The 23,727-nt window shown below is 67.4% G+C and carries 25 protein-coding genes and 1 tRNA gene; 18 read left to right on the top strand and 8 right to left on the bottom strand.

From position 1 onward, the window contains the following. The first annotated feature begins 7 nt into the window (after positions 1-7). From IEY55_RS05340 to IEY55_RS05330, 3 genes are read left to right on the top strand one after another with little or no spacing between them, the layout of a single operon-like run. Positions 8-1,390 carry an MFS transporter gene (locus tag IEY55_RS05340; RefSeq protein WP_229686076.1) on the top strand — a complete coding sequence of 461 codons (1,383 nt, stop codon included), beginning with the start codon at positions 8-10 and terminating at the stop codon, positions 1,388-1,390. Between the two features lie 8 nt (positions 1,391-1,398). Continuing rightward, complete coding sequence (locus IEY55_RS05335) at positions 1,399-2,412, top strand: LysR family transcriptional regulator (protein WP_189054543.1); 1,014 nt, start codon at positions 1,399-1,401, stop codon at positions 2,410-2,412. A 7-nt stretch (positions 2,413-2,419) separates the two neighbouring features. Continuing rightward, positions 2,420-3,409, top strand: a complete 990-nt coding sequence (locus IEY55_RS05330) for a LysR family transcriptional regulator (protein ID WP_189054542.1) — start codon at positions 2,420-2,422, stop codon at positions 3,407-3,409. Between the two features lie 72 nt (positions 3,410-3,481). On the opposite strand, the gene IEY55_RS05325 is transcribed toward IEY55_RS05330, so the two are convergent. Continuing rightward, a complete protein-coding gene (locus IEY55_RS05325) occupies positions 3,482-4,696 on the bottom strand; it encodes a S1 family peptidase (protein ID WP_189054540.1) in 1,215 nt (404 codons plus the stop codon). Positions 4,697-4,891: 195 nt separating this feature from the next. Then, entirely contained in the window at positions 4,892-5,620 is a 729-nt protein-coding gene (locus tag IEY55_RS05320) for a VIT1/CCC1 transporter family protein (protein WP_189054538.1), read from the bottom strand. 117 nt (positions 5,621-5,737) lie between these two features. On the opposite strand from IEY55_RS05320, the gene IEY55_RS05315 reads away from it, so the two are divergent. Further along, positions 5,738-6,583, top strand: coding sequence for a GNAT family N-acetyltransferase (locus IEY55_RS05315; RefSeq protein WP_189054536.1), 846 nt, complete (start codon positions 5,738-5,740; stop codon positions 6,581-6,583). Between the two features lie 253 nt (positions 6,584-6,836). Further along, positions 6,837-7,643, top strand: a complete 807-nt coding sequence (locus IEY55_RS05310; RefSeq protein WP_189054534.1) for a DsbA family protein — start codon at positions 6,837-6,839, stop codon at positions 7,641-7,643. A gap of 108 nt (positions 7,644-7,751) precedes the next feature. Here IEY55_RS05310 and IEY55_RS05305 read toward each other — a convergent pair whose 3' ends face one another. After that, positions 7,752-9,167: a phenylacetate--CoA ligase family protein gene (locus IEY55_RS05305; RefSeq protein ID WP_189054532.1), complete on the bottom strand. Its 1,416-nt coding sequence runs from the start codon at positions 9,165-9,167 to the stop codon at positions 7,752-7,754. A 146-nt stretch (positions 9,168-9,313) separates the two neighbouring features. On the opposite strand from IEY55_RS05305, the gene IEY55_RS05300 reads away from it, so the two are divergent. The 9 genes from IEY55_RS05300 to IEY55_RS05260 all read left to right on the top strand — a co-directional run bounded on the left by IEY55_RS05300 (position 9,314) and on the right by IEY55_RS05260 (position 16,951). After that, positions 9,314-9,386 (top strand) — tRNA-Ala (locus IEY55_RS05300). Between the two features lie 1,949 nt (positions 9,387-11,335). Then, on the top strand, positions 11,336-12,763 hold the full coding sequence (gene rox / locus IEY55_RS05295) for a rifampin monooxygenase (protein ID WP_189054841.1): 1,428 nt from the start codon (positions 11,336-11,338) through the stop codon (positions 12,761-12,763). A 200-nt stretch (positions 12,764-12,963) separates the two neighbouring features. Next, a complete protein-coding gene (locus tag IEY55_RS31885; protein ID WP_229686075.1) occupies positions 12,964-13,179 on the top strand; it encodes a hypothetical protein in 216 nt (71 codons plus the stop codon). Between the two features lie 135 nt (positions 13,180-13,314). Next, a complete protein-coding gene (locus IEY55_RS05285; RefSeq protein ID WP_229686074.1) occupies positions 13,315-14,061 on the top strand; it encodes an SDR family oxidoreductase in 747 nt (248 codons plus the stop codon). 244 nt (positions 14,062-14,305) lie between these two features. Further along, positions 14,306-15,175 carry a hypothetical protein gene (locus IEY55_RS05280; RefSeq protein WP_189054528.1) on the top strand — a complete coding sequence of 290 codons (870 nt, stop codon included), beginning with the start codon at positions 14,306-14,308 and terminating at the stop codon, positions 15,173-15,175. A gap of 100 nt (positions 15,176-15,275) precedes the next feature. Beyond that, positions 15,276-15,443, top strand: coding sequence for a hypothetical protein (locus tag IEY55_RS05275; protein ID WP_189054526.1), 168 nt, complete (start codon positions 15,276-15,278; stop codon positions 15,441-15,443). Then, the gene (locus IEY55_RS05270) at positions 15,440-16,114 is read left to right on the top strand and encodes a glycosyltransferase (RefSeq protein WP_189054524.1); all 675 of its coding nucleotides are present in this window, start codon (positions 15,440-15,442) and stop codon (positions 16,112-16,114) included. Before IEY55_RS05275 ends, IEY55_RS05270 begins: the two co-directional genes overlap by 4 nt. Further along, positions 16,101-16,337, top strand: coding sequence for a hypothetical protein (locus tag IEY55_RS05265; RefSeq protein ID WP_189054522.1), 237 nt, complete (start codon positions 16,101-16,103; stop codon positions 16,335-16,337). The genes IEY55_RS05270 and IEY55_RS05265 overlap by 14 nt, the downstream gene beginning before the upstream one ends. A 188-nt stretch (positions 16,338-16,525) precedes the next feature. Continuing rightward, positions 16,526-16,951 carry an SWIM zinc finger family protein gene (locus tag IEY55_RS05260; protein ID WP_189054520.1) on the top strand — a complete coding sequence of 142 codons (426 nt, stop codon included), beginning with the start codon at positions 16,526-16,528 and terminating at the stop codon, positions 16,949-16,951. A 518-nt stretch (positions 16,952-17,469) separates the two neighbouring features. On the opposite strand, the gene IEY55_RS05255 is transcribed toward IEY55_RS05260, so the two are convergent. Further along, a complete protein-coding gene (locus IEY55_RS05255; RefSeq protein WP_189054518.1) occupies positions 17,470-17,631 on the bottom strand; it encodes a hypothetical protein in 162 nt (53 codons plus the stop codon). Positions 17,632-17,687: 56 nt separating this feature from the next. On the opposite strand from IEY55_RS05255, the gene IEY55_RS05250 reads away from it, so the two are divergent. The 4 genes from IEY55_RS05250 (at position 17,688) to IEY55_RS05235 (ending at position 20,766) form a co-directional block, all read left to right on the top strand. Next, entirely contained in the window at positions 17,688-18,644 is a 957-nt protein-coding gene (locus IEY55_RS05250) for a hypothetical protein (RefSeq protein ID WP_189054516.1), read from the top strand. 293 nt (positions 18,645-18,937) lie between these two features. Then, a complete protein-coding gene (locus tag IEY55_RS05245) occupies positions 18,938-19,219 on the top strand; it encodes a hypothetical protein (RefSeq protein WP_189054514.1) in 282 nt (93 codons plus the stop codon). 90 nt (positions 19,220-19,309) lie between these two features. Continuing rightward, a complete protein-coding gene (locus IEY55_RS05240; RefSeq protein WP_189054512.1) occupies positions 19,310-20,137 on the top strand; it encodes a transposase in 828 nt (275 codons plus the stop codon). Beyond that, positions 20,020-20,766, top strand: a complete 747-nt coding sequence (locus IEY55_RS05235; protein ID WP_189054510.1) for a DUF5131 family protein — start codon at positions 20,020-20,022, stop codon at positions 20,764-20,766. The genes IEY55_RS05240 and IEY55_RS05235 overlap by 118 nt, the downstream gene beginning before the upstream one ends. A gap of 3 nt (positions 20,767-20,769) precedes the next feature. Here the strand turns inward: IEY55_RS05235 and tcmP are convergent, their stop codons facing one another. From tcmP to IEY55_RS05215, 4 genes are all read right to left on the bottom strand, one after another. Next, positions 20,770-22,017 (bottom strand): three-Cys-motif partner protein TcmP, encoded by a 1,248-nt coding sequence (gene tcmP / locus IEY55_RS05230; RefSeq protein WP_189054508.1) that lies wholly within the window; start codon positions 22,015-22,017, stop codon positions 20,770-20,772. A gap of 218 nt (positions 22,018-22,235) precedes the next feature. Next, positions 22,236-22,460 carry a hypothetical protein gene (locus tag IEY55_RS05225; RefSeq protein ID WP_229686073.1) on the bottom strand — a complete coding sequence of 75 codons (225 nt, stop codon included), beginning with the start codon at positions 22,458-22,460 and terminating at the stop codon, positions 22,236-22,238. A gap of 207 nt (positions 22,461-22,667) precedes the next feature. Beyond that, on the bottom strand, positions 22,668-22,889 hold the full coding sequence (locus IEY55_RS05220) for a hypothetical protein (protein ID WP_189054505.1): 222 nt from the start codon (positions 22,887-22,889) through the stop codon (positions 22,668-22,670). Positions 22,890-23,389: 500 nt separating this feature from the next. Further along, the gene (locus IEY55_RS05215) at positions 23,390-23,569 is read right to left on the bottom strand and encodes a hypothetical protein (RefSeq protein WP_189054503.1); all 180 of its coding nucleotides are present in this window, start codon (positions 23,567-23,569) and stop codon (positions 23,390-23,392) included. Positions 23,570-23,727: the final 158 nt, after the last annotated feature.

The raw sequence follows: 23,727 nt of genomic DNA, 5'->3' as shown, positions 1-23,727 counted from the left end.
GGAGCGAGTGGCGACAACCGGGACGGCCACGAACGGCACGGCCCCGCGCATCGAGCCCCGCTTCCCCGGCGAGGTGTGGGTGCTCGTCGCGGCCGCCTTCGTCATCGCGGTGGGCTTCGGGCTGGTCGCTCCGGTGCTGCCCACCTTCGCCGCCAGCTTCCACGTCGGCGTGGCCGCCGCCACCTTCATCGTGAGCTCGTTCGCGCTGGTCCGACTGGCCTTCGCCCCGGCCAGCGGCCGCCTGGTGAACCGCTTTGGCGAGCGCCCGATCTATCTGGTCGGCCTCCTCATCGTGGCCATCACCACCGGCGCGTGCGCCTTCGCCACCGACTACTGGCAGCTGCTCGCGTTACGCTCCGCCGCCGGCGTCGGCTCCACCATGTTCACCGTGTCCGGGGTCGGCCTGCTGATCCGGCTCACGCCGCCCCCACTGCGCGGCCGCGCCTCCGGGCTGTGGGCCACCAGCTTCCTGCTCGGCAGCATCACCGGGCCCGTGCTGGGCAGCGGCCTCGGCGAGATCTCACTGCGCGCCCCGTTCCTCGTCTACGGCGCGACCCTGCTGCTGGCGGCCACGATCGTCTGGTTCTTCCTGCGCCGCTCCACGCTGGCCGCTCCACCCGACGGCACCGACGGCCCGGCCATGACGATCGGCACCGCACTGCGACACCCCACCTACCGCGCCGCGCTCGTCTCGGGCTTCGCCAACGGTTGGGTCGTGTTCGGCGTCCGCGTCGCGGTGATGCCGCTGTTCGTCGCCAACGTGCTGCACCGGGGCAGCGGCCTGGCCGGGATCTCGCTGGCCGTGTTCGCCGCCGGTGACGCCGCCGTGCTGATGCTGGCCGGACGGGTGGCCGACGCCCGGGGCCGCAAGCCGCTGGTGCTGGTGGGCCTGGTCGTCCTCGGCGGTGGTACCGCCGCGCTCGGCCTGAGCGAGGAGGTGTGGCTGTTCCTGGCCGCCTCGCTGGTTGCCGGCATCGGTGCCGGCCTGCTCAACCCGCCGCAGAACGCCGCACTGGCCGACATCGTCGGCGCCAAGGGCCGCGGCGGTCCCGCCCTGGCCGGCTTCCAGATGGCCACCGACGTCGGCGCGATCCTGGGCCCGCTGGCCGCCGGTGTCGTCGCCGACCACTTCTCCTACGGCACCGCGTTCGGGCTCACCGCCATCGTGGCCGCCCTCGCCTTCCTGGCCTGGCTGCCCGCCCCGGAGACGCTGCCCCAGGGCTCGACCGACCACGCCGCCAAGGACGTGGCGCTGGACTGCGGCCGGCTCGAGGAGTGCGGTGACCTGCCGACCGGGCGCCGGCTTCCCACCAACGACGCGGCCAGGGCGACGCAGGCGAATCGCACCGCGAGACGACAGGGTTGTCGAGAGGGGACCGCTCGGTCATAACTAGGGACGTGTCCCTGGAGATCCGGCACCTGCGGGTGCTGCAGGCCATTGCCGAGACCGGGAGCCTCACCCAGGCCGCGGCCCGGCTCGGCCTGACCCAGCCGGCGCTGACCTCGCAGCTCAAGAGGATCGAGCGCACGATCGGCGGCAAGCTGTTCGAGCGCACCCGCACCGGGGTCCGCCCAACCGCCTACGGCCAGGTCGTGCTGTCGGCCGCCCGCGGCGTGCTGGTCGGAATGGACCATCTGAACTCGCTGCTCCGGCAGAACTCCGCCAGCAGCGCCAATACGGCTTTGCGTATCGGCACGGTCGGCACCCGGCTCACCTCGCGCTGGGCCGAGCTGCTCGAGGAGGAGTTCACCGGCACACCGGTGCGCATCCGCACCGGCAGCACCTCGCGCTCCCTGGTACGGCTGCTCGCCGGCGACCAGCTCGACGCCGCCGAGGTGCACGAGCTGCCCGGCTACGAGCTGGTGTGGCCGGACAGCGTGGCGAACCTGGTCGTGCAGCCGTTCGAGCCGATCCACGTGGCGATGGGCCGGGGACACCGGCTCGCGCACCGGGACGAGATCCCACTGGCCGAGCTGGCCCGAGAGCGGTGGGCGCTGGAACCACCGGACGAGACCGGCACCTACGGCGCCTTCCTGGCCTGCTGCGCGGCCGCCGGGTTCACCCCGCAGGTGCAGCACGACGTCAGCAACTCGCTGGCGGCCAGCCACGTCGTCCAGGCCGGACACGCGTTGACGCTGTGCCTGGCCACGTCCCGGGAGCACGCCGGGCTGGTGATCCGGCGGCTGGCCGGCGACCCGATCTGGGTTCGCCGGATCGTGGCGTGGCGCAAGGCACTGCCCGGCCGGGTGGTGCGGGTGGTGCGCCGCACCGTCGTGCGGGCCTACCTGGACCAGGTGCGGAACAACCCCTGCTACGCACGCTGGTTCGCCGGCCGACCCGACCTGCACCCGACGGTTGAGGACCAGACCATCCCAACGCCGGGTTGCCGCCTTCACCCGGAGAGGTCATAACTGGCACATGCCCGAGCTGGAGATCCGCCACCTGCGCATGCTCTGCGCGATCGCGGACACCGGGAGCCTCACCCAGGCCGCGACGCGGCTCGGGCTGTCCCAGCCCGCCCTCACCACCCAGCTGCAACGCATCGAGCGCATGGTCGGCGCCGAGGTCTTCGAGCGCAGCCGCAGCGGGGTCCGGCCCACCACCTACGGCCGGATGCTGGTCGACGCCGCACGCGGCGTGCTGGCCGGGGTCGACCACCTGCAGTCGCTCACCCGCAGCCGGGCCGAGCCGGGCGAGGCGGTGCTACGGATCGGCGGGGTGCAGGGCCGGCTGAGCACCGGCTGGATCCGCCAGCTCGAGGAGACGCTGCCCGACATCGAGGTGCGTGGGCACATCGGGCTGGCCGGACCGACCCTGGTGAACATGGCCGGCCAGGGCCAGCTCGACGCGGTGAACGTCTTCGAGCACCCCGGCTACGAACTGCGGTGGCCGGAAGGAGTGGCGCACCGGGTACTCGTGCCGCACGAGCCGACGTTCGTGGCGCTCGGCGCGCAACATCCACTCGCTGCCAAGGACGAGCTGGAGCTGGCTGATCTCGCCGATGAGCAGTGGATCCTGCGCACCCCGGACCAGGAGGGCACGCAGGCGGTGTTCCTCACGGTGTGCGCCGCGGCCGGGTTCACCCCGCGGGTCCGCCATTACGTGGACGATGCGGTGGCGCGGAGCCACTTTGTCCAGACTGGACAGTGCGTGGCCACCTGCCGTGCAACATCCCGCGAGACCGAGGGAGTCGTGGTCCGGATGCTCGCCGGCGACCCCATGCCCATCCGACGGTTCATCGCCTGGCGAACGAGCACCGCCGGCGCCTACGCGGACGTGCTGTTCCGTGCCGCTACCGAGGCGTATCGGGGGCTGGTGGGCAACAATCCCTCGTACCAGCGTTGGTATGCCGAACACCCGGAGGCCCATCCACCCCGGGGCGAGACCGATCCCGAGGGGTATGGCTGACCGGTGTGCCGGAGGGTGTCCGTCGGGACCAGCGCCCTCGCAGCCGGCCCCGACGGCGCCCCGGACACCCCGTCAGGATGTGGTCAGGGTCAGCCCATACGCGGAGAGCGCGGCACCGATGGGCTGGTAGTAGGCGGTGTTCGGCTTCCCGGCCTTCTCCCCACACACCTTCTGGCCGTCAACCACGAAGTAGCTGCCACCGCTGGTGACTCCCTGGGCGTAGTTGCCGGCCATCCACGCGCCGCCGCTGTCCCCGCCCTCGGTGCAGACGCTGGCCTTGACCAGTCCGGAGACGGAGCTGCCGCCCTCGTAGTTGACGGTCGCGTCGTATGCCTGGATCTGCCCACAGGTCCAGCCCGTGGTGCGTCCCGACTTGCAGACCGTGCTGCCCACAGGGGCCGATGAGTAGCCGGCCACGGTCACCGAGGTGCCGTTGTACCGGTCCACGGCGCCGCGAGGTACCCAGGTGCCGGTGTCCACCGTGGAGTACGCGTAGTCGTGGCCGGGGAAGCTGGCGGCCTGCACGGCGCCGAGGTAGGTCCCGTTGCGCCGGAATTCGCTGACGCCCTGTCCACAGTGCCCGGCGGTCACCATGACGCTTCGTCCGGAGCTGTCTGTGGCGTTGAACCCGGCCGAGCAGACGTAGTCGGTTCCGCTCTTGGTGAACTCGATCTGCTGGCCGCCGACGAAGCTGGTGGCCATGGTGCTCAACATGCCGGTGCTGCGCTCGACGCGCACCTTCCCCGCGAGCTGCTGGGCGGTCGAGAGCAGATCGGTGACGCCCTCCCGCTCGGGAACCTGGAGCACGACCTGATCGCTCCCCGGGTCGATGAACCAGCTCGCGCCCGGGACGCCACGCCCGGCCCGGTCGAGCTGTGCCTTGGCACTGTTGAGCTCGGTGATGCCGTTGGCCACCGTGCGTGCGATCGCGCCCGCCCGGCGGACCTCGTCGGCCGCGCCGCTGTCTGTCACGTTGACGACGAGCGTGCCGGAGCCGTCGAGGTAGGCGCCGGCCATCCGGTCACCGAGCCGGGCAGCAAGCTGGCCGGCCTGGTGTGTCTGCGCGTCCTCGGCGAGCACACGACGCACGGCGGTCGTGCGGTCCAACCCCTGCCCGGACAGGTAGTCGACCGCCGCCAGCTGGGCGCCGGTGAGCGCTGGGGTTGCCGGCGCGGCGGCGGCCGGGAGCCCGACCAGCGCCAACACGGCGCTGCTGATCGTCGCGACCACCCCGGCGCCGGCGATGGAACCGATGCTTCGCCCTCTCGGCGTGCTCCCTGCGGCCATGGGTCCTCCTCAGGTGCTCGGACCTCGCACGCTCGGAGGGACGCATCGCTCCGTACGGGTGATCACGTCAGCACGTTGAGTGATTCGCGAGGAATATTCGCAACCATGTTGACCCGGATGGAACAGCCACGGTCATAGCAATGGGTCATAACAGCGGAAGACCGTTACGCGCCGTGTCAACGACAGCGGGTCCGTTCAGCTGAGCGTGATACCGATCAGGGAACCGACCAGGAAGGTCGCGGCGGCGGCCAGCGCACCGAAGCCGAGCTGGCGCAGCCCGTTCCGCCACCAGGACCGCGTCGTCCAGCGGGCGACCAGCGCACCCGCCACGAACAACCCGACCGCGCCCACGAGCAGGCCCAGCGCCAGGGACTCGAAGCCGAGCAGGAACGGCAGCAGCGGGAACAACGCCCCGGTCGCGAAGCACAGGAACGACGACAACGCCGCGGTCCACGGCGAGGGCTGATCGTCGGGGTTCACACCCAACTCCTGCATCACGTGCACGCGCACCGCCAACTCCGGGTTGGCGTGAACCTCGACCGCCGCCTGCTCCGCGGTCGGCCGCGACAGTCCGTCCTGGACCAACATCTCGACCAGTTCGGCCTGCTCGCCACGCGGGTTCGTCCGTAGCTCCGCGCGCTCGACCGCGGCCTCGGCGCGCACCGAGTTGTTCTGCGTGTCCACCGAGACGTACTCACCCAGGGCCATCGAGAACGCGCCGGCCACCAGGCCGGCCACACCGGAGAGCACGATCACGTGCGCTCCCGCGCCGCCGCCACCGACGCCGGCGACCAGCGCGATGTTGGTGACCAGGCCATCCATCGCACCGAACACCGCCGGGCGCAGCCAGCCGCCGGGGACGTCGGCGTGGGTGTGGCCGATCTCTGCCGTGCCGGCCACGGGAGCGGGATCCACCTGGGTCATGACGTCGAGACTAAGAACCTGAGACATGTTCAGGACAGCCTTCGCAAGGTGTGCCTGTCCTGAGAAAACGCCAGTTCGAGGGCTCTGTAACGATTCAGTGTGGCAGGCTAGACACCCGTGACCGACCCCGATGACGAGCTCCTGGACGATGCGCACGCACGCGATCTCGCGACCCTCGTGGAGGACAGCCGGTTGATCGCCGGAGCCGTGCGGTACGGGCGCGTTGGGCGGGTCGGCTGCGCGCGGGTGGTGGTCAACACAGACGACCCGCTTCCCACCGGCAACCACGCCTGCGCGTTGACCGGAACGCCGTCCCAGGTGGGCGCCACGCTGCTGAAGCTCGAACGCACCTTCGCCGACGTCGGCCGCCGCGAGGCCGTCGTGTACGCCTCGCCCACCACCGAGGCGGAGATCGAGGGCATCGCCGACGACGCGGGCTGGTACGCCGCGGACGAGGAACTGGCCATGGTGTACCAGCCGGCGGCCGACCGCCCCGCGCTCCGGCACGCCGGGATGGTCCGACCCGCCACCGACACCGACCTGCCCGGCGTCGTCGAGCTGCTCGGCGATGACCTCGGGCTGCCCCTCGGCGGCGGCGACAAGCTCACCCGGTACCTCGGCCAACGCCTCGACGACCCGCGCTGCCTGCTGCTGGTCGCCGACGACCCGGGGCTCGAGCGCGTGCTGGGCTGCGTGGTGGGCTTCGCCGACCGCCCCGGCGTCCCGGGCGGTGGTATTGGCCTGCTCGAGCACGTCGTCGTCCGTCCCGGGCGGCGCCGGCACGGCTGGGGCTGGGCGCTGGTCGACGCCGCGGTGCGGGCCGCGCACGAGGCCGGGGCGTTGCTCGTCGTGACGCACGTGGCGGAAGGCAGCGGCGCCGAGTGGTTCGTCGAGGCTTGCGGCTTCACCGCCGCCTACCCCGTCACGTCCTACGTACGGCGGGTGGACGAGATGATCGACTGACTGCGCTGGGGATACTACGGAGGGTGTCTAAGCCTCGGCTCAGGTTACGTCGGTACTCTCCCCGGCGTGGTGCCCCCCGTTCCCGCCGCGGAACCCGCGGTTCGGCGCGCCCGGTCGGTGCCGGCTCCGGAGCGCGTGCCCGCGCCCCGGGCCGTGGCCGCTGGACCTCCGGCTCGGGTGGGAGGCGCCGGACAGCAGGACACCGACAACGGGGACGGCAACGCCCCGCAAGACTCGCAGGAGGGACGCTGACGTGGGCGGCGCCCAACGGAACGCGCGTAAGCGCAAGCAGCAGGCCAACCAGGCCACCAAGGCCCTGAGCGCGGCGCGGGGCAGCAGCAACGACCGTCGCAACGTGATCATCGGTGTGGTCGTCGTCGTGGTGCTGGCCGTCGCCGTGATCGGCGGGGTGCTCTACACCAACAAGCAGGCGGCCAAGAACGCGGACTCGATCCCGGTCAGCAACGCGCACGCGCAGTACGAGACGAAGTTCGACCCCAAGGGCGTGGTGCAGGCCGGGAACCAGTCGGCGAAGACCACTGTGGACATCTACGAGGACTTCCTCTGCCCGGGCTGCGGCGGCTTCGAGAAGCTCTACGGCGAGCAGATCGAGAAGGCGCTGGCGGACGGCAAGATCAAGGTCAACTACCACACCATCGCGATCCTGGACAACCAGTCGCGGCCCGCGGGTTACTCCACGCTCGCCGCGAACGCCGCGCTGTGCGCCGCGAGCACCGACAAGTTCCCCGACTTCCACTCCACCCTGTTCGCCCAACAGCCCAAGGAGGGGGCCAAGGGTTACACCAACGAGCAGCTGGTGAAGCTGGGTCAGGATCTCGGGATCTCCGGTGGTGACTTCGAGTCCTGCGTGCGGGACGAGAAGAACAAGGACCTCGTGAAGAAGCACACCGACGAAGTCACCAACGACAAGTCGCTGGAACGGGAGGCCAACGGCCGCCGCGGGTTCTTCACCCCGACCGTCCAGGTCAACGGCAAGCTCGTCGACCCCTCCAAGGAGCAGGACTGGCTGAACAAGGCGCTCCAGGAGGCTGGGAGCTGAAGCTCTCAGGACTGACCGGTGCCGGGGCGGGTGACGCGATGACGTCCCCGCCCCGTTTCCTTACTACGGCGCCTTGATGCCTACTCCCTGGTGGTTGTCATGCCAGCGTCATGCCAGCCCCGGAACGGGAGATTCTCCTCCGTCCCAGCGGAGAAGTCGGCGGGCCTTGCCGGTCTCGGTGCGGGGAACCTGGCCGGGCGGGAGGACCGTGACCACGCAGCCGACGCCCAAACGTTCCCTGAGTGCTGTGGTGATGTCGCGGCGCAGCGACTCTTCTTCGGCCGTGGCGTATGATTCAGCGAACGGTTCCACTGCGACGCGCAACTCGGTCCGTGCCGGGTTCCTGCGGTCCTCGACCACGACGTAGTGCGGGGCGACTCGCTCGTCAGCCAGAAGCACTGCCTCGATCTCCGACGGGAAGACGTTCACACCGCGCACGGTGAGCATGTCGTCCACGCGTCCCAGGACCTTGCTCATCCGGCGCAGGGTGCGAGGCGAGTCGGAAACTGGGTTGGCCAGGCGGGCGATGTCGCCCGTGCGGTAACGCAACAGCGGCATGCCGGTCTTGGTCAGGGTGGTGAACACCAGCTCGCCCGGCGTGCCATCTGGCAACGGCTTTCCGTCGGCGTCAACGACTTCGATGAGGAAGTGATCCTCCGCGACGTTGAGCATTCCTTGAGAGTCCAACGATTCGCAGGCCACACCCGGGCCTATCACCTCCGACAGGCCGTAGATGTCCAGGGCGCGGAGGCCGAGGAGATCCTCCACCTGCCGCCGTAATCCTTCTGTCCACGGCTCGGCACCGAACACGCCGGCCCGGAGGGAGAACTCGTCCACGGTGACACCTGCGGCCCGTAGCGCCTCGCCCAGGTGTACGGCGTATGACGGTGTGCACGCGAGGATGTCTGGGCGTAGGTCGCGCATGAGTCGGACCTGGCGATCCGTCATGCCGCCCGACAACGGGATGACCGTGGCACCCAAGCGAATTGCCCCGTGATGGACACCCATCCCGCCTGTGAAGAGGCCGTAGCCGTAGGCGCAGTGGATCCTGCTGGCCCGGTTGGCGCCCGCGCCGCCGAGCGCTCGGGCCATGACCTGCGCCCACACGTCGACATCGTGCGCCGTGTACGGGACCAGGGTGGGGCGCCCGCCGGTGCCGGAGGAGCCGTGGATGCAGACGATGTCCTCGTTGCGGGCGAGCTGCAGCCCGAACGGGTAGTGATCCCACAGGTCCTGCTTGGTGACCATCGGGAGCTCGTCGATGTTGTCCAGCGTCACATCCGCACCACGGTGCACACCCGTGGCCCGGAGTCGCTCAGACTGGAGTCCTCCTGCGGCCAGTAATCGATCGACCAACAGGCGTAGTCGCCGCTGTTGGAGCCCGCGTCGGAGGTTGGGATCCATGCCCTCGGCGACCGGGTCGACCAGGGGTGGGGCGGCCTGGACCTCCTCGGGTGCGCCCGCTCGCCCGGCTCGGGTGGCGGCGTTGCCGGTGGCCTCCGGAGCGTCGTTGATGCCGGTCATCGACCCGTCTTAGCAGGTCAGAGCGTCTGTCGGTAGATCCGCGCAGCCCAACGGGCCCCCCGATTTCGTTCTTCGGGGTGGCATGTTGTAGCGTATGCATCGCAGCGGCGACGGGGAAGTCAACCCCGGCCGGGGCAGGAAGCCAAGGGGCTGTAGCGCAGTTGGTAGCGCACCACACTGGCAGTGTGGGGGTCACGGGTTCGAATCCCGTCAGCTCCACTCCCACCAAGAACCCGTTGACTGGCGTATTGCCGCAGGTCAGCGGGTTTTTCTTGATCTCGGGTGATCATCTACTCCGACCATTTGTTGATCTTGTTGGATGGTCAACTGGAGCAAAACTGGAGCAGGCGGTCTGACCCCGTGTGAATGGGGTCAGCTTGTGCTCCATTGGGCCTCAGAGGTCGAACTTCGTTGACGGATGACGATCTCGTGCACGCCATCCGCGAAGCGCTGGCGTTGCTGAAACTGCAGGACCGAGCATCAATAGGGCAGCCGCGACCCAACGCTGCGGCCGCCTTACACGACGGCACGGGCGGTCAGGTAGCATCGGGAACCCCGGGTTCACGAGGCGGATGTGTGGTTTGCCGACGATAATGTGAATAGTCTTGGGGCGACGATGCGTCACGTTCTTGTTCACGCCATTGTTGGAAAGCCAGGAGTTGGTCGGCGTCGTCGCCGATGCTCTTGCGGAGGTCTCGGATCCATGCGGCTCGGCGAGCCTGACCAGCCTGCGACAGGCGTCTGGTCTTGTTCCATCGAGACTGCTTCGCGAAGCGCTCCCACGCGGCCTGTCGGCTAATGCCGAGTGCATCAGCTATGTCTTCCCATGTGACTCCGAAGCTGCGGGCAAGTTCGACCTCTAGGGCCAGCAAGCGCTCAGCCGCCGCCATGAACTCACAAGCCCGAAAGATCCATTCGCTGAACTCACTGTCCGCGGTGACTTGCCTCTTCCCGCGTGCCACTGCATCTGCAACAACGCGATGACGCCTGGCCAGGTCCCCGTATGCGCGTCCCAGCGAGGCCAGCGACTCCGCATGGGCGCGAAGCGTGTTCCGGTACGTCCTGCTCACGGAGCAATGATCCGGTTACCCAATCCCTCTGTCAAGCTAGTCTTGACGACCTGATTCTGGGTTACCTTGACAGCCGATCGTCCGGTGATCCACACCTTCGTTGCTACTACCTGTGTGCCTTTATCAGACCTGGTCAAGTTAGCCTTGACGTAGGAAAACCGGAGTCCGGGACAGTACGCAAGTGGGCCGCAGACGGTTGTCGAGCGGCACGTGGGGTCGGGAGGCTTGGCGAGGTGCGGAACTGAACCGTCAGGAGACAGCCGTGTGGAGCATTATTGCCCATCTCCCACCCGCGACGCTTGCATTCGCTGGAATCTCAGTGATACTGAGTATTGCGATACGATCCCTCTTCAAACATCCCCATATCTGGCGCTATCTTGAGTTTCGCCATCGATCGCGTCACGGCAGTGGTAGGAAGACAAAGAAAAGGAAGACGTCGTGCAACAAGTGCTAGAAAGCTGGTGGAGTGCCAGTATTCCTGCCAAAGTTGTATTTTGAGGCTTCCTCGGCGAGGCGGGCCTCTCCTGGCCCGCTTTGCGACGCCCCAGGGCTCCCAGCTTCCTCGCTGGGATGCCGAAGCGATGGGTGCCGACCCGCGCGGCCGGAACGTCCGCTCATGCCGAATTGAGAGTGGTGGGTGTGGCCACGGTGTTGTAGGGGTGAGTATTACCAGGCCCCTGCTTCGGGGTGTGCGGCGCGGCGACGAACTCCATGAGAGTGGCCGCGTTCTCGACGGCGTTCGAGCCAGCCCAGCGGGAAGAGGGTGAAAAATCTGTCGTTCCGCGGCCCGCGTCCGAAGGGCTCGTGGGGTCCTCCTGGGTCGCCGGCATCGCCGTGCGTGGCACATCACCGCATCGAGAGGAGCTTGTTCGTCAACCGGACGTACAAGGCAAGAAGAGAACCGACTCCCTGCCACTTTCAACATATAGCGCACTGGGGGCCTTGCGGCAAGACCCGGATGGTGCCGCAGAATCTCCGGCCGAAGCCAGAACCTGCGTAAAATCGGGGATTCGCGACGTAGGTGTGCTCGCAGGTGTGCGCCACCGGACCGGCGCGGAGCAGCTGGCCGACATGCAACCTGGAGTGAATGGGCGGTTCATGTTTGACGTGATCATTGCCGGCGGCGGACCGACCGGCTTGATGCTGGCCGGTGAGTTGCGGCTACACGGCGTGCACGTGCTCGTGCTGGAGAAGGAGGCGGAGCCGACCAGGCAGGTCCGGTCGCTCGGCCTGCACGTGCGCAGCATCGAGGTGATGGACCAGCGCGGTCTGCTGGAGCGGTTACTCGCGCACGGCCAGCAGTACGCGGTCGGTGGTTACTTCGCCGGCATCGACAAGCCGTGGCCTGACCGGTTGGACACCGCGCATTCCTACGTCCTGGGCATCCCGCAGCCCACTACCGAGCGCCTGCTGGCCGAGCGCGCCACCGAACTCGGCGCCGAGATCCGGCGCGGCTGCGAGCTGGTCGGGCTGAGCCAGGACGAGGACGGGGTGACCGCCGAACTGGCCGACGGCACGCGGTTGCGCTCGCGCTACCTCGTCGGCTGCGACGGCGGCCGCAGCACGGTCCGCAAGCTCGCGGGTGTCGGCTTCCCCGGCGAGCCCACCAGGGTCGAGACGCTGCTGGGCGAGATGGAGGTGGCCGTGCCAGCGGAGACACTGGCGGCCGTGGTGGCCGAAGTCCGCAAGACCTGCAAGCGGTTCGGCGCCGGACCCTCCGGGGACGGGGTGTACCGCGTCGTCGTGCCCGCCGAGGCGGTGGCCGCAGACCGCACGGTCCCGCCGACCCTCGCAGAGTTCAAGCAACAGCTGCGGGTGTTCGCCGGCACCGACTTCGGCGTGCACTCCCCGCGCTGGCTGTCCCGCTTCGGCGACGCCACCCGGCAGGCCGAGCGCTACCGGACCGGCCGGGTGCTGCTGGCCGGCGACGCGGCGCACATCCACCCACCGCTGGGCGGGCAGGGCCTCAACCTCGGCATCCAGGACGCGTTCAACCTCGGCTGGAAACTGGCCGCCGAGGTCGCGGGCTGGGCACCTGCGGGGCTGCTGGACAGCTACCACACCGAACGGCACCCGGTGGCCGCCACCGTGCTGGACAACACCCGCGCGCAAACCGAGCTGATGTCTCCCGAGCCTGGCCCCCAGGCAGTGCGCCGGCTGGTAGTGGAACTGATGGACTTCGAGGAGGTGAACCGGTACCTGATCGAGAAGAGCACCGCGATCGGGGTCCGCTACGACTTCGGCGAGGGGCATGACCTGCTGGGCCGGCGGCTACGGGACGTGGGGCTGAAGCAGGGGCGCCTCTACGAACTGATGCACGGCGGCCGCGGACTGCTGCTCGACCAGACCGGCCGGCTCTCGGTGGCGGGATGGGCGGATCGGGTCGACCACGTCGTCGACGTCAGCGAGGAACTGGACGTGCCCGCCGTGCTGCTGCGACCGGACGGCCACGTGGCCTGGGTCGGTGACGATCAGCAGGATCTGCACAGCCACCTGCCCAGGTGGTTCGGCGCCACCGTCAAATGAGTTTGCAGGGGCGACGGGACGGGAACCACAAGCAAGCCCGACGCCGCAGCCTCACCTGGACCGACTACCGCGACCTGCTCATCGCGGCCCACCACCAGCTCGGTGGGGCGCTCGTGTGGTCTGGGACAACCTCAACGTCCATCGGGATGCCCGGATGAGGGCCTTCATCGACGCCCAGGACTGGATCACCTCCTACCACCTTGCCGACCTACGCACCCGACCTCAACCCCGTCGAGGGCATCTGGTCGTTGGTGCGCCGCAGCAGCCAGGCCAACACCGCCTTCACCACCCCCGAGCATCTGTTGCGCGTCCTGCGCCACGGCCTCCGTCAACTCCAGTACCGCAGCGACATCCTCGACGGATGCCTCACCGCAACCGGACTCATCCTGACGACATCACGCCTGAAACCTCAGTAGTCGCGCCTCTGTTCACGAACACACCAGGCGGCGGTCGGGCATTCTTCAGCAAGGTTGCCGTTCGGGCTGCTTGCGGCTGTCTGAAGTGTCGGTGGTCGGACCACCTTATCGACCAGACGAATGGAGACATCTGAGGTGACGGGTGCTCTGATCATCACTGGGGCGAGTCGGGGCATCGGGGCGGCGACCGCGCGGCTCGCCGCCACCCAGGGTTACCGGATCTGCGTTAACTACCTCAACGACGCGGCGGCGGCCGAGGCGGTGGTTACCGACATCGAAAACAACGGTGGCCAGGCCATCGCGGTACAGGCTGACACGAGCCGGTCGAGCGAGATCGACAAGCTGTTCCGTGCCGTCGATACCGAGCTGGGGACCTTGGCAGGGCTGGTGAACAACGTTGGCATCCTCGGCCCGCAATGCCGGGTGGACCAGCTTGACGAGGAGCGCCTGCATCGGATCTTGACCACGAACGTCGCCGGCTACTTCCTGTGTGCGAAGCAGGCAGTGCTGCGGATGTCCACCGCCCACGGCGGCCGTGGCGGGGCGATCGTGAACGTCTCGTCGGCGGCGTCCCGACTCGGGTCGCCTGGGGAGTACGTGGACTACGCGGCGTCGAAGGGGGCCGTGGACACCTTCACCAGGGGGCTGGCCCTCGAGGTCGCTGCTGAAGGTATCCGTGTCAATGCGGTCCGCCCCGGGTTCATCTACACGGACATCCATGCCAGCGGCGGTGACCCGCAACGCGTCGCCCGCCTCGCCGCGGGCCTGCCCATGCGCCGCGGCGGCCAACCCCAGGAGGTCGCGCAAGCGATCGTCTGGCTCCTTTCAGAGCGGGCCTCCTATGTCACCGGCTCATTCATCGACCTCGCCGGGGGACGGTAGACAGGACCTGTGAGTGGTTGGTGGCCGACGTGCGCACGGAGCCGGCGCATGAGATATGCGAACAGACACGAGGTTGACCAGACACCACGCCTCGGTCGAGCAGCGCGGCGACCAGAGCAGGTGAAGGGGAAAGAGCGCGTTGTCGATCATGGAAATCCACTCCTGATGACCCAAAGACCGGGATGTGCACGCGCCGTCACCGGTGCCCACTTCTGGGTTATGATCAGGGTGTGGGAGGGATGTCGTGGCGACGGGGGAATCCGCGGAAACCGAGCCGACGCGCTTGACGAAGCTCAGCCGGTACACCCGCTGGATTCTCCCGGCTGTGCTGCTTGTCGAGCTGGTCCTGATCTTCGGTGGGGTGATCAGCCTCAGCGACGGCGTCATGGTTGTCGTCATCCTCGAGGCCACGATCGCCTTGGTGGTGATTGCCGAGCTGCTGGCCATGCGCCGCGCGGTCAAGCGGGCCAGGGCTCGCGGCCAGACGCTGTTCCAGGCCGTTCTGGACTCGCTGGACCAAGTCCTGCCACCTTGGGGCGCTCGGATCATCCGGCACGACCTGATCATGTGGCGGGCGATCTGGTTCGTCCTCCACGGCCAGCAGGACGTCTCACATGACGGGGCCGCGATCCACTACAGCAAGCAGCTGCGCCCCATGTTCTGGGTTTTCTTCTTCATCTTCCCCATCGAAGCCGTCCTGGTCGAGCTCCTGCTGCCGTGGCCGACTGTCCGACTCGTGCTGTTGATCCTCGGAATCCTCGGCATAATCTGGTACCTCGCTTTCATCGCAACCCTCTACAAATACCCTCACACGATTGACCCGCGCACATTACGGGTGCGATGGTCCGCTTTCCACAACTATTCTGTGCCGGCAGCGAAAATCCAATCCGTGCGGTTCACCAGGAAGCGGTGGCAGGTAAAACGCTCCGTCGAGGTGGTGGACGGCGTGCTGGTCGCGGAGATAGAGAAGGAGACCAACGTCTTGGTCCAGCTCCGCGAGCCCCACCGCATGCACCTGGGCAAGCACGGAGTTTGGGAGGTCACCGCGGTTGCGCTGTGGGCGGACGACGCCCCGAGTGCGGTCGACCTGATCAAGCGACGACTCGACGGCTGAAGGCGGCACCGGACGCGCGCCCCGGCGTCGAGCTGTCGAACCAAAGAACCCCAAGCAGCTTGGACGCGCACTGGACAAGCTCCGCAGCGCGGAGCAGACGGTGCGGGCCAACCTGGGGCTGGGCAAGGCTGCCGAGCACGTCGAGCGGTTCGCCGCCGCGGTGCGCGACGGGCCTCGGTGGGGCTACGCCCAGATGGGTGGGGAGTGGTGGCCCGTGCCCGACCCCCGGCCCGCGCCCGCGGCGGCCCGTGGGGGTGCGCCGCGGTGAGCCACGTCCTATTTCTCAACACTGATGACCGGGGGCACGTGTTCCCCATTTTCGCCGTCGTGGCCGAACTGGTGCGCTGCGGCCACCGGGCTACCTACGTGACCGCGGGCGACGTGGCCGATGCTGTGCGGCAAGCCGGCGCGGAGGTGGTGCGCTACGAGCCGGGGACGACCGAGAAGAACCGGCAGGGTGCGTTCGGCGCGCTCCTCGGCGAGGGCATCGTCACCTTCCTGGAGGACCTGGCGCGGATCGTGGCCGCTGCTGAGGACGCATTGGCCGACGACCGGCCCGACGTCGTGGTCTATGACGAGTCGCTGACGCATTTCGGTCACCGATTGGCCCGGTGGTGGTGGCCCGCCGTCCGGTTCCTGCCCATCTCCGCGGAGAACGAGCACTACTCCGTGGCGGACGTCGCCTTCGCCACCGCCGATGCAGAGCCCGCAGCGCTGACCGCCTTCCTCGGTCGGGTCACCGCCACGCTCGCCTGCCTGGGCGTGGGCGTCCTGCTGGGCGATTTCCTGCGGGGGAGGTGTTCGCCGAGATCGGCCGCAAGATCGAGCAAGGGGAAGTGCCCTACCCGCGGTGCATGGCTGACGCGTGGCCCTGTGGGTCATCCTCGAACATGCTCAGGACACCGAGGTCGATATCGCCCGGGACATGATCGAGGGTGACCCGGAGACAGCGGCCTTTCTCCCTGACCACGGTGATGCCGAAGATGACTGGGAGGCGGTGGAGGAAGCCCTGTTCGCTGAGGACTTCGACTTCCGCCTCATCTGGCTACCCCATTTCACTCGGGTGATGTTCGGTGAACCCGGCAGCCCCTACCAGGTCTGGCCCCCCTTCCGCTGGTGGGAGCCGGATTCCAGCCCTGTCGTTGATCGGGTGGTGACATGACGGGTCGTGGCCAGGCCATGGCTTCATGTCCAGTTCACGCGCCAGTTGCTTTGTGGGGATGAGTCGAGGGCCCGGCGTGATGGTGGCGTGGTACGTCCTGCGGGCTGCTGGACGGTAGGGTTTCTTGCACCTTGATGTGGGTGGATGCCTCCCGCCCGACGATCGCCGGGGCCGATATCCTCGCCGCTATGCCACTTGCGCTTCCCTGCGGTATTGATCTGGCCAGTGTCGAGGAAGCCGTCCGTGCCACTTTCTACGACCGGGGCGTTCAGTATGTGCGGCAGGGCCGTGTCGTCCGGTCTCGGTGGGACGGCGCGGAGACCGCATTGCAGGGGGAGGTGGTCGGCCGGGGTGCCGTCTATTCGGTGACCGTGTACTTCGTGCGTGACGATGACGAGTCCCTGGTGTTCGAGGAGGGGGACTGCAGCTGCCCGGTGGGGTTCAACTGTAAGCACGTCGCGGCGCTGGTGGTGGCGGTCTCTGACCAGCCACGCGGTACACCGAAACGGTCACGGCGGCCACTGACCTGGGAAGAGTCCTTGGGCTCGGTGCTGGCCTCTGGTTCGGCTGGTTCGGGGGTGGAGCGGGTGCGGTTCCCTTGGCCGTTGAGCTGACGTTGGCGGAGGGCGTCGGCGGCTCGCCCGTGCGGCTGATGGCGCGGCTGGTGAAGCCGGGTCGCAACGGGTGGGTCGGTGCCGGGCTCAGCTGGAGCACGCTGGGTTCGGCCTACCGTGTTGATCAGTATCGTGCCGCACACGTGCGGGTGCTGCCGGAGATGTCTGCCCTCTACCGGCCAGGCTACTACTCCTACGGTTACTACAGCTCCTCTGCCGACGACAGGTCGATTGACCTGTTGTCGTTCGAGTCCCGTCAGCTGTGGTCGATGCTCGATGAGGCCGGAGCGATCGGCCTTCAGCTTGTGCACGCCCGCGTCGGGCAGCGGGGAAACCCCATCCACACGTTACGTCCATCCGGACGTCGTGCTGGGCACCTCGCTCTCGCAACCTGGCCTCAATGGCGGACACGCCTTCTCTGCCAGCCGGTGGGAGGTGACGTTCCCGACCCCCGTGCCCACTGCTTGTGGCCTCCGGCACCAACCCTGCCTCGGAGGGCGGGCATGGCGGTGTTCGCGTCACCAGGAACTCGGCGCATCGCCATGCGTGCTGCCTGTGATGTTGAGCCGCGAGGGGATGCGCGCCGCGTCCGGATGATGCTCGCAGCTCGGCTCTTGCTCGATGCCCGGAGCTGTCCGGGCCAGCGGGACGCCCAGGTTCGGCGCCACGAACGACCGCATGGAGTGCCTCCTGCTGGCGGATGTCATAAATGGTCCCCTTCGTCGACCGTGGCCTTGTGTCGATCCAGCGCCAGTCGAAGGATTCCTCGAGCAAACTGAGTCAGTTCCTGGACGCGTACCTGCCTCACTGCACCAGCGTCACGGATGCCTGGAGGCAATCACTTAACGCTCCATCGTGGGCTGGGCCCGAGCTGGAGGGTGGGTGGGACAATCTGGGGTGCGCGCTGGAACTGCGGATCGGGCTGGACCTCGCCCGGCAGCCGGCGCCGTGGAGCTTGCTGTCCTACCTCCCGGCCGACCAGTGCGTGGCACTGCTGACCGCGGTGGGGTTCGAGCATGCCCGCGTGGGCCCGCTTCCCGACAGCGGCACGGCCGACCCCGCGCTGCAGCATTGGTCCCGCGCCTGGAATCCGCACAACGCCACCGACGAGGCGCAGCGGAACGCTCTCGCCCTGTGCCTGGACCTGGTCGAGATGCGGGACCTAGCCCACAAGTGGGGTGAGACGTGCGCGGTGGAGGAACGACGGTCCTGGTTCCTGGCAATCATCGAGCAGGGTCGCCTGGGCGGCGACGTGCAGCTGCTCGATGCCCTTACCCACACCTGGGATGGCTATCTGCGGCATGGGCGCGATGCCCTCGGTGCCCTTGGCGAGCGGGTTGTGGTCGCGCCCGAGTTCGGCCACGGATTCGGTGTCGGCGACCTCGTGGTCGGCTGCACCGTGGTCGACGTTAAGGTCACGAGGGACCCGACCAGCCACCTTGACCAGTGGCTGCGGCAGTTGCTGGGCTACGTGCTCCTGGACCGTGGCGACGCCCTCCACCTCGATGGCGTCGCCGTGTACACCGGAGTACAGGCCCAGCTCCTGACCTGCCCCCTCACCGAGCTCCTCCGCGCGGCCAGCCCTGGACCCACCCCACAGCTGAGCGCGCTACGCGAGGAGTTCTACGCCACGGTCCAAGACGACCTAGATAGCTTCGTCGCCTGGACGCAGCGGCGGCGCTACTCGCGATGACGGGAGCGATCCCGTTGCGGATCATTCGATAGAGTGAACTGTTGAGTCCTCTCCTGCCGCTTGCGACGCTCGCGGCCGTCACGCAACCTGGTCCAGCTCAGGGAAGAACAGTGGGTTGCGGTCCACAGCCGCGGCGCGCGTCTTCGTGCGGAGCCAGGCCGCAAAGTCTCCCTGGCATTCCAGCAACAGCACGATCTCGCGCAGCTCCGCAGGACAATGCCCTTCTGTCCCAATGCGATCCGATACTGCTCCACGGCGGTGTCCGCGAACCCCTTGGCAGACACGATCAGGCCATGCACGCTGGTCCGGCTGTAGATCCGCACCAAGTGCTGCGAGACCCCGTCGACCCCGAGCGGGTCCTTCCACCGCTTGGCTTCCAGCTGCGGCCGTGGCGGCGGGCACAGGCGGTGCATGATGCTGCCAAGGTGGTGGTGGATTTGGCTCTCGCGGTCGCCCTGGGTGGGGACTGTGCGGCCGACATCGCGTTGCTGCGTGCCCAACCGAAGGTGTTCGGGCAGGATGGCCTCCGGCCCCACGGTGTCACGGGTGATCGACGATTTGGCCCGGGCCGGTGATGAGGTGCTGGCCGCGATCCGCGCTGCCCGCTGGCCGCGCGGGAGCGGGTGTGGCGGCACGCTGGGCCACCCACCCAGCACGACTAGGTCGTGGTGGATGTCGACGCCACGGTGGTGATCAGACACTCCGAGAAGGAAGATGCGGCCAAGACGTGGAAGAAGACCTCCGGGTTCCACCCGCTGCTGGCCTTTGTGGATCACGGTGGTGGCGGTACCGGGGAGCCGGTGGTTGCCCTGCTGCGCCCCGGTAACGCCGGCTCGAACACCACCGCCGACCACGTCACCGTGCTGGAGGAGGCACTCGCGCAACTGCCCGAACAGGCGCGGGCCGTCGACGCCCACGGGCGGCGGGCGATTCTGGTGCTACCGACGCGGCCGGGGGCCACCCACGGCTTCACCGCCCGCATCGCGGAGTTGGACATGCACTTCTCGGTCGGGTCGCATCTGCACCAGTTCGACATCGCCCGCGTGCTCGCGCTCGTCCCGACACAGGCGTGGAGCCCGGCCTACGACGTCGACGGCCGCGAATGCGACAGGGCCTTGGTGGTCGAGGTCACGGAACTGGTGGACCTCTCGGCCTGGCCCGAGGACACCCGGCTCATCCTGCGGAAGGAGCCGCCGCATCCCGGTGCGCAGCTGCGTGTCACCGATCACGACGGGCATAGCGTCACCGGGATCACTCGTCCCACCGGTAGCGCGGTGTGTCGAACGGGTGTCCGATTATTAGGTTGTGGGAGGTCGCCGAGCGGCTTGAAGAGCAACCTCTACGGTGATCGTCGGCGTGGAAGGGTGGTGACAACGTGGGTGCGCGATCTCGTATCGAGTGGACCGAGGTCACGTGGAACCCCACCACCGGGTGCGACAAGGTGTCGGTGGGGTGCGACAACTGCTATGCGCTTGTCATGGCCCGGCGCCTGAAGGCCATGGGTGTGGAGAAGTACCAGACCGATGGGGACGATCGCACGAGCGGACCGGGGTTCGGGGTGACCGTACACGCGCCCTCGTTGGCCGAGCCCTTCCGGTGGCGCACGCCGCGATTGGTGTTCGTCAACTCGATGAGCGACCTGTTCCACGCCAAGGTTCCTGTCGAGTTCATCCGGCGCGTGTTCGCCGTGATGAAGGCGACGCCGCAGCACACGTACCAGATTCTGACCAAGCGTGCCCGGCGGTTACGGCGGTTGGCTGGCGGGTTGGAGTGGCCGGACAACGTGTGGATTGGCGTGTCCGTGGAGAACGAGGACGTGCTGGACCGCGTGGATGATCTCCGACAGGTTTCCGCTGCGGTGCGGTTCCTGTCCTGCGAACCCCTTCTAGGGCCACTGCCGAACTTGCGAGTTGACGGCATCGACTGGGTCATTGCGGGTGGCGAGTCGGGACCCAAGGCGCGCCCCGCCAGGGAGGAGTGGATCCGCAGCTTGCGGGACCTCTGCCTGCGCCATGAGGTTCCCTTCTTCTTCAAGCAGTGGGGCGGTCGCACCCCGAAGGCAGGCGGCCGGGAACTGGAGGGTCGGACCTGGGATGAGATGCCGCTTCCAGCGCAGGTGTAGGGCCTACCTGCCCCTGCGGTAGATCGTCTGCCAAAGCATCTTCCCCTTCTTCGGCCTGGCGTCCAAGACATCCTCCTCCGCGAGCTGGTCCCACGCCTTGCGGAGATGTCTTTCACGCGCCATTCCCAGCGTCCGTCCGAAGATGCCGGACATGTTCTCCCGGATCTTGATTGCCACCTGCTGGATGGTCAGTGCCCTCAAGTTCTCGGCAACCTCCTCGATCCACTGATTCTCGAGCAACGTCTCCGCCCGCTGTGCTTCCTGCTCGGAGTAGTCCATGATCAACGAGTTGCCGAATAGGTCTTCCTGTCCGCCCCGGCGTTCCCGGTCGGCCCGCAGATCGGCGTCCAGATCTCGGGCCCGCCACAGTCCCCGCCACTCCGCGTTTGCCATCGAGACTGCCTCGTTGAACTGGTAAGGGGCGGCGTCATGCCGGAAGAAGAGAATCATCAGAAAGAGAGGCTCATGGTTTGGGTGGCGGCGGATGGGAACGGTAAAGGAGCCACAGCCAGCATCATTGCCGATCCGCTGGCAAAACTCGCGGCCCACCTCCTGTGCTGCGCGGGAAGCGACCACCTCGCCCCGGCGTGCCGCCATGAACCGTTCGCGCCACCAGTCCCCGCCGAGGAACGCGTCGACCCGGGAAATGGCGGCCTCACGGCGCCCGTTCTCGCCGTTCGGTTCCGCCTCGTCGCCGGTGAGGAGACCACCGATCCGCCAGACGGATCCGAGATTGAAGTTGAGTAGCACCTCGGTCTTGAGCGCAGTCCCGCGTCCCAACAGTCGCTCCACCATGTCCTGGTACGGAAGTGCGGTGCCGAACGGGTCGAGGAAGGCAAACAACGGCCTGTCTCCGGTTAGATCGAGCGCCTCACCAAGCCGGTCCTTCACGTCGCCAGGCAGAACGTCGTACCGCATCCCCTCCGGCGCTGCCTCCGCAAGAACAGCTCTCAAGTTCCCTACATAGCTGGGATCTCGCTCGACAAAGACGCAGTGCAAGTCGCGCTTCCAACCCTGGACTCTCTTGGCTGTCTCCACTGCCAAGAGGGGAGAACCTGGCGCTCCGACACCTCCCGGTTCTTCCGGTTCGTAGCGCCCGGGCCCCGCATAACCGTCGAGATACACCACCCTCCCGCTCTCGCTGGTAGAACCAGTCATCGTGGCGTAGATCGGGAGGTAGCGGCGCAGGATGCCGTGCTTGAGCACAGCAAGCGCCTGTTTCTTCTGGAAGAACTTGTCGTTGGCTGTCACCAGCACCCCTTAGGTTGCTCCCCTCAACCGGTTCAGGGACCTTGTCACAGCAGGTCAACCACATGCACCACCCGACAGAGTGATGGTCGATTCGACCATCGGGGTGAAGCGGAGGCTTGGCGGAGGCTGGGTTGCTGGGGGAGGGCGTCGGCCGCTCCCCGGAGCACTGATTGAAGAGGCAGTAGGTGCAGGCGATGCTGACGGTCTAAATAGACGAGTCAACGAGCGCCCTCAGGTGGTGGAGCTGGCCAGAGACCGCCACCACCCGAGCTCGTGTAGGGGGTGGCGGCGCCGAGCATGCCCGGGGCGCCGGTGACCACGTACTTGAGGACCGTGTAGAGGTGGTCGCGGCCTTCCTTGTTTTGGACGAACAGCGTGACGACTCCGGCGCAGCCGGCGAGGGCGAGCAGTAGCGTGGACCACGCGGTGATGATCGAGTCCAACACGGGCAACGTCGAGCTGAGGTGGAGGTGTCCGTGCTGCGCCGCGAAAGCGCGCCTCCGTTCGGTCCCTATGAGCGGCTGCAGCCAGGTGGGTGGGTCGGTTCGTCGCCGTGCCGACCCACCCACCGTCCCTCGAGCCGGGGCCTACCTACCAAGCGCATCCGTCAGTTTGGGCGGACTGCGCTCACCGCGTAGAGAGGATGCGCGTCAGCTCCAGCCGGACTGGAGAGCTGCTTCCACTAAAATTCCTTCAAGGAGTAGGTAGTCATCGCCTGTGAGCTTGTATGTTCTTGCGAATATTTGATCGACTTTATCGAGCCAGCGTTCCCAAATCTTCAGCGTCTTGGCTGAGGGGTCGGCATCACAGTGGTGTTGTGCCTTGCTCGCAACGGTGGGCGATCGCGCGCAGACGGCGTACCGCAGTGTCATGCCGCACTCCGCCATCGTGCCCGAAAGTCACAGGTCTCGGTTCCGACCAGCTACTCGTTGATTGCTTCGACCGCCCGCCCTGGCTCAGGTTGAGAGGAGGATGACCGAGACTTTGCCAACAGCCATGGCGACGAGGATTCGCCCGAGTCAGCCGCGCGTCACTGGCAGCAAGCGCGGGCAGACTGGTACGTGCTCGCCTTACTCGACAGGCTTCACACCACGGCAGGTGGAGCAAAGCTGGAGCACAGGCGCATGCTGAACGTCGCTGAACCGCATTGAACAGTGGTGAACGGAACCGGATTTTCCTGCGGTTTATCGGTTTTCGCAGGGGAGTGTCCTTTGTGGACAATTCTGGCAGTGTGGGGGTCACGGGTTCGAATCCAGTCAGCTCCACAAGTAGATTCGAAAAGTGCCCCTGACCAGGGTTTGCGCCGAGTAGGACATCAGAGTCGCGTTCGGCTCGGATTGTGTTTTCCTTGATCATGGGCTATTTTGTGTTTCTAATCCCGCAAGGTGTCTTGCCGCGGCCCGGTTGTGGGTTGGAGCAGCGGCGTCAGTTCGTGGTCGGTGACGGCTCTGTCGGTGAGGTACAGGCGGTGGAAGAGGGCTTGGTTGAGTAGTCGGCGCTGGTGGTCGTCGCAGCGCTGGTAGACATCGTCAGGTTGCGTGAGGATGACCATGAACTCGTCGATGATCTGGTCATTAGTGAGGGGAACGCCACGGTCCGGGTCAATGCGAGCGATGTCGGCTCGGGCGGAGTGGTCGGCGCATGTGGAGGCTTACAACAGCCTGTCGAGTCGGCGCGCCGGGCGCGTGGTCAGGGCGGTCGCGAGCCACG

The sequence above is a fragment of the Longimycelium tulufanense genome (assembly GCF_014645795.1).
GTDB lineage: Bacteria > Actinomycetota > Actinomycetes > Mycobacteriales > Pseudonocardiaceae > Longimycelium > Longimycelium tulufanense.
Note: the sequence above shows the minus strand (reverse complement) of the source record. Positions and strands in the feature narration are given on the sequence as shown.

Coding starts and splice junctions, on each gene's coding strand:
- IEY55_RS05215 (WP_189054503.1), bottom strand. CDS start 23,569: ATGGTCATCCTCACGCAACCTGACGATGTCTACCAGCGCTGCGACGAC.
- IEY55_RS05265 (WP_189054522.1), top strand. CDS start 16,101: ATGATCGAGGGTGACCCGGAGACAGCGGCCTTTCTCCCTGACCACGGT.
- IEY55_RS05320 (WP_189054538.1), bottom strand. CDS start 5,620: ATGACCCAGGTGGATCCCGCTCCCGTGGCCGGCACGGCAGAGATCGGC.
- IEY55_RS05220 (WP_189054505.1), bottom strand. CDS start 22,889: ATGACACTGCGGTACGCCGTCTGCGCGCGATCGCCCACCGTTGCGAGC.
- rox (WP_189054841.1), top strand. CDS start 11,336: ATGTTTGACGTGATCATTGCCGGCGGCGGACCGACCGGCTTGATGCTG.
- IEY55_RS05260 (WP_189054520.1), top strand. CDS start 16,526: ATGCCACTTGCGCTTCCCTGCGGTATTGATCTGGCCAGTGTCGAGGAA.
- IEY55_RS05325 (WP_189054540.1), bottom strand. CDS start 4,696: ATGGCCGCAGGGAGCACGCCGAGAGGGCGAAGCATCGGTTCCATCGCC.
- IEY55_RS05255 (WP_189054518.1), bottom strand. CDS start 17,631: ATGCGGTCGTTCGTGGCGCCGAACCTGGGCGTCCCGCTGGCCCGGACA.
- IEY55_RS05245 (WP_189054514.1), top strand. CDS start 18,938: ATGCACGCTGGTCCGGCTGTAGATCCGCACCAAGTGCTGCGAGACCCC.
- IEY55_RS05305 (WP_189054532.1), bottom strand. CDS start 9,167: ATGACCGGCATCAACGACGCTCCGGAGGCCACCGGCAACGCCGCCACC.
- IEY55_RS05330 (WP_189054542.1), top strand. CDS start 2,420: ATGCCCGAGCTGGAGATCCGCCACCTGCGCATGCTCTGCGCGATCGCG.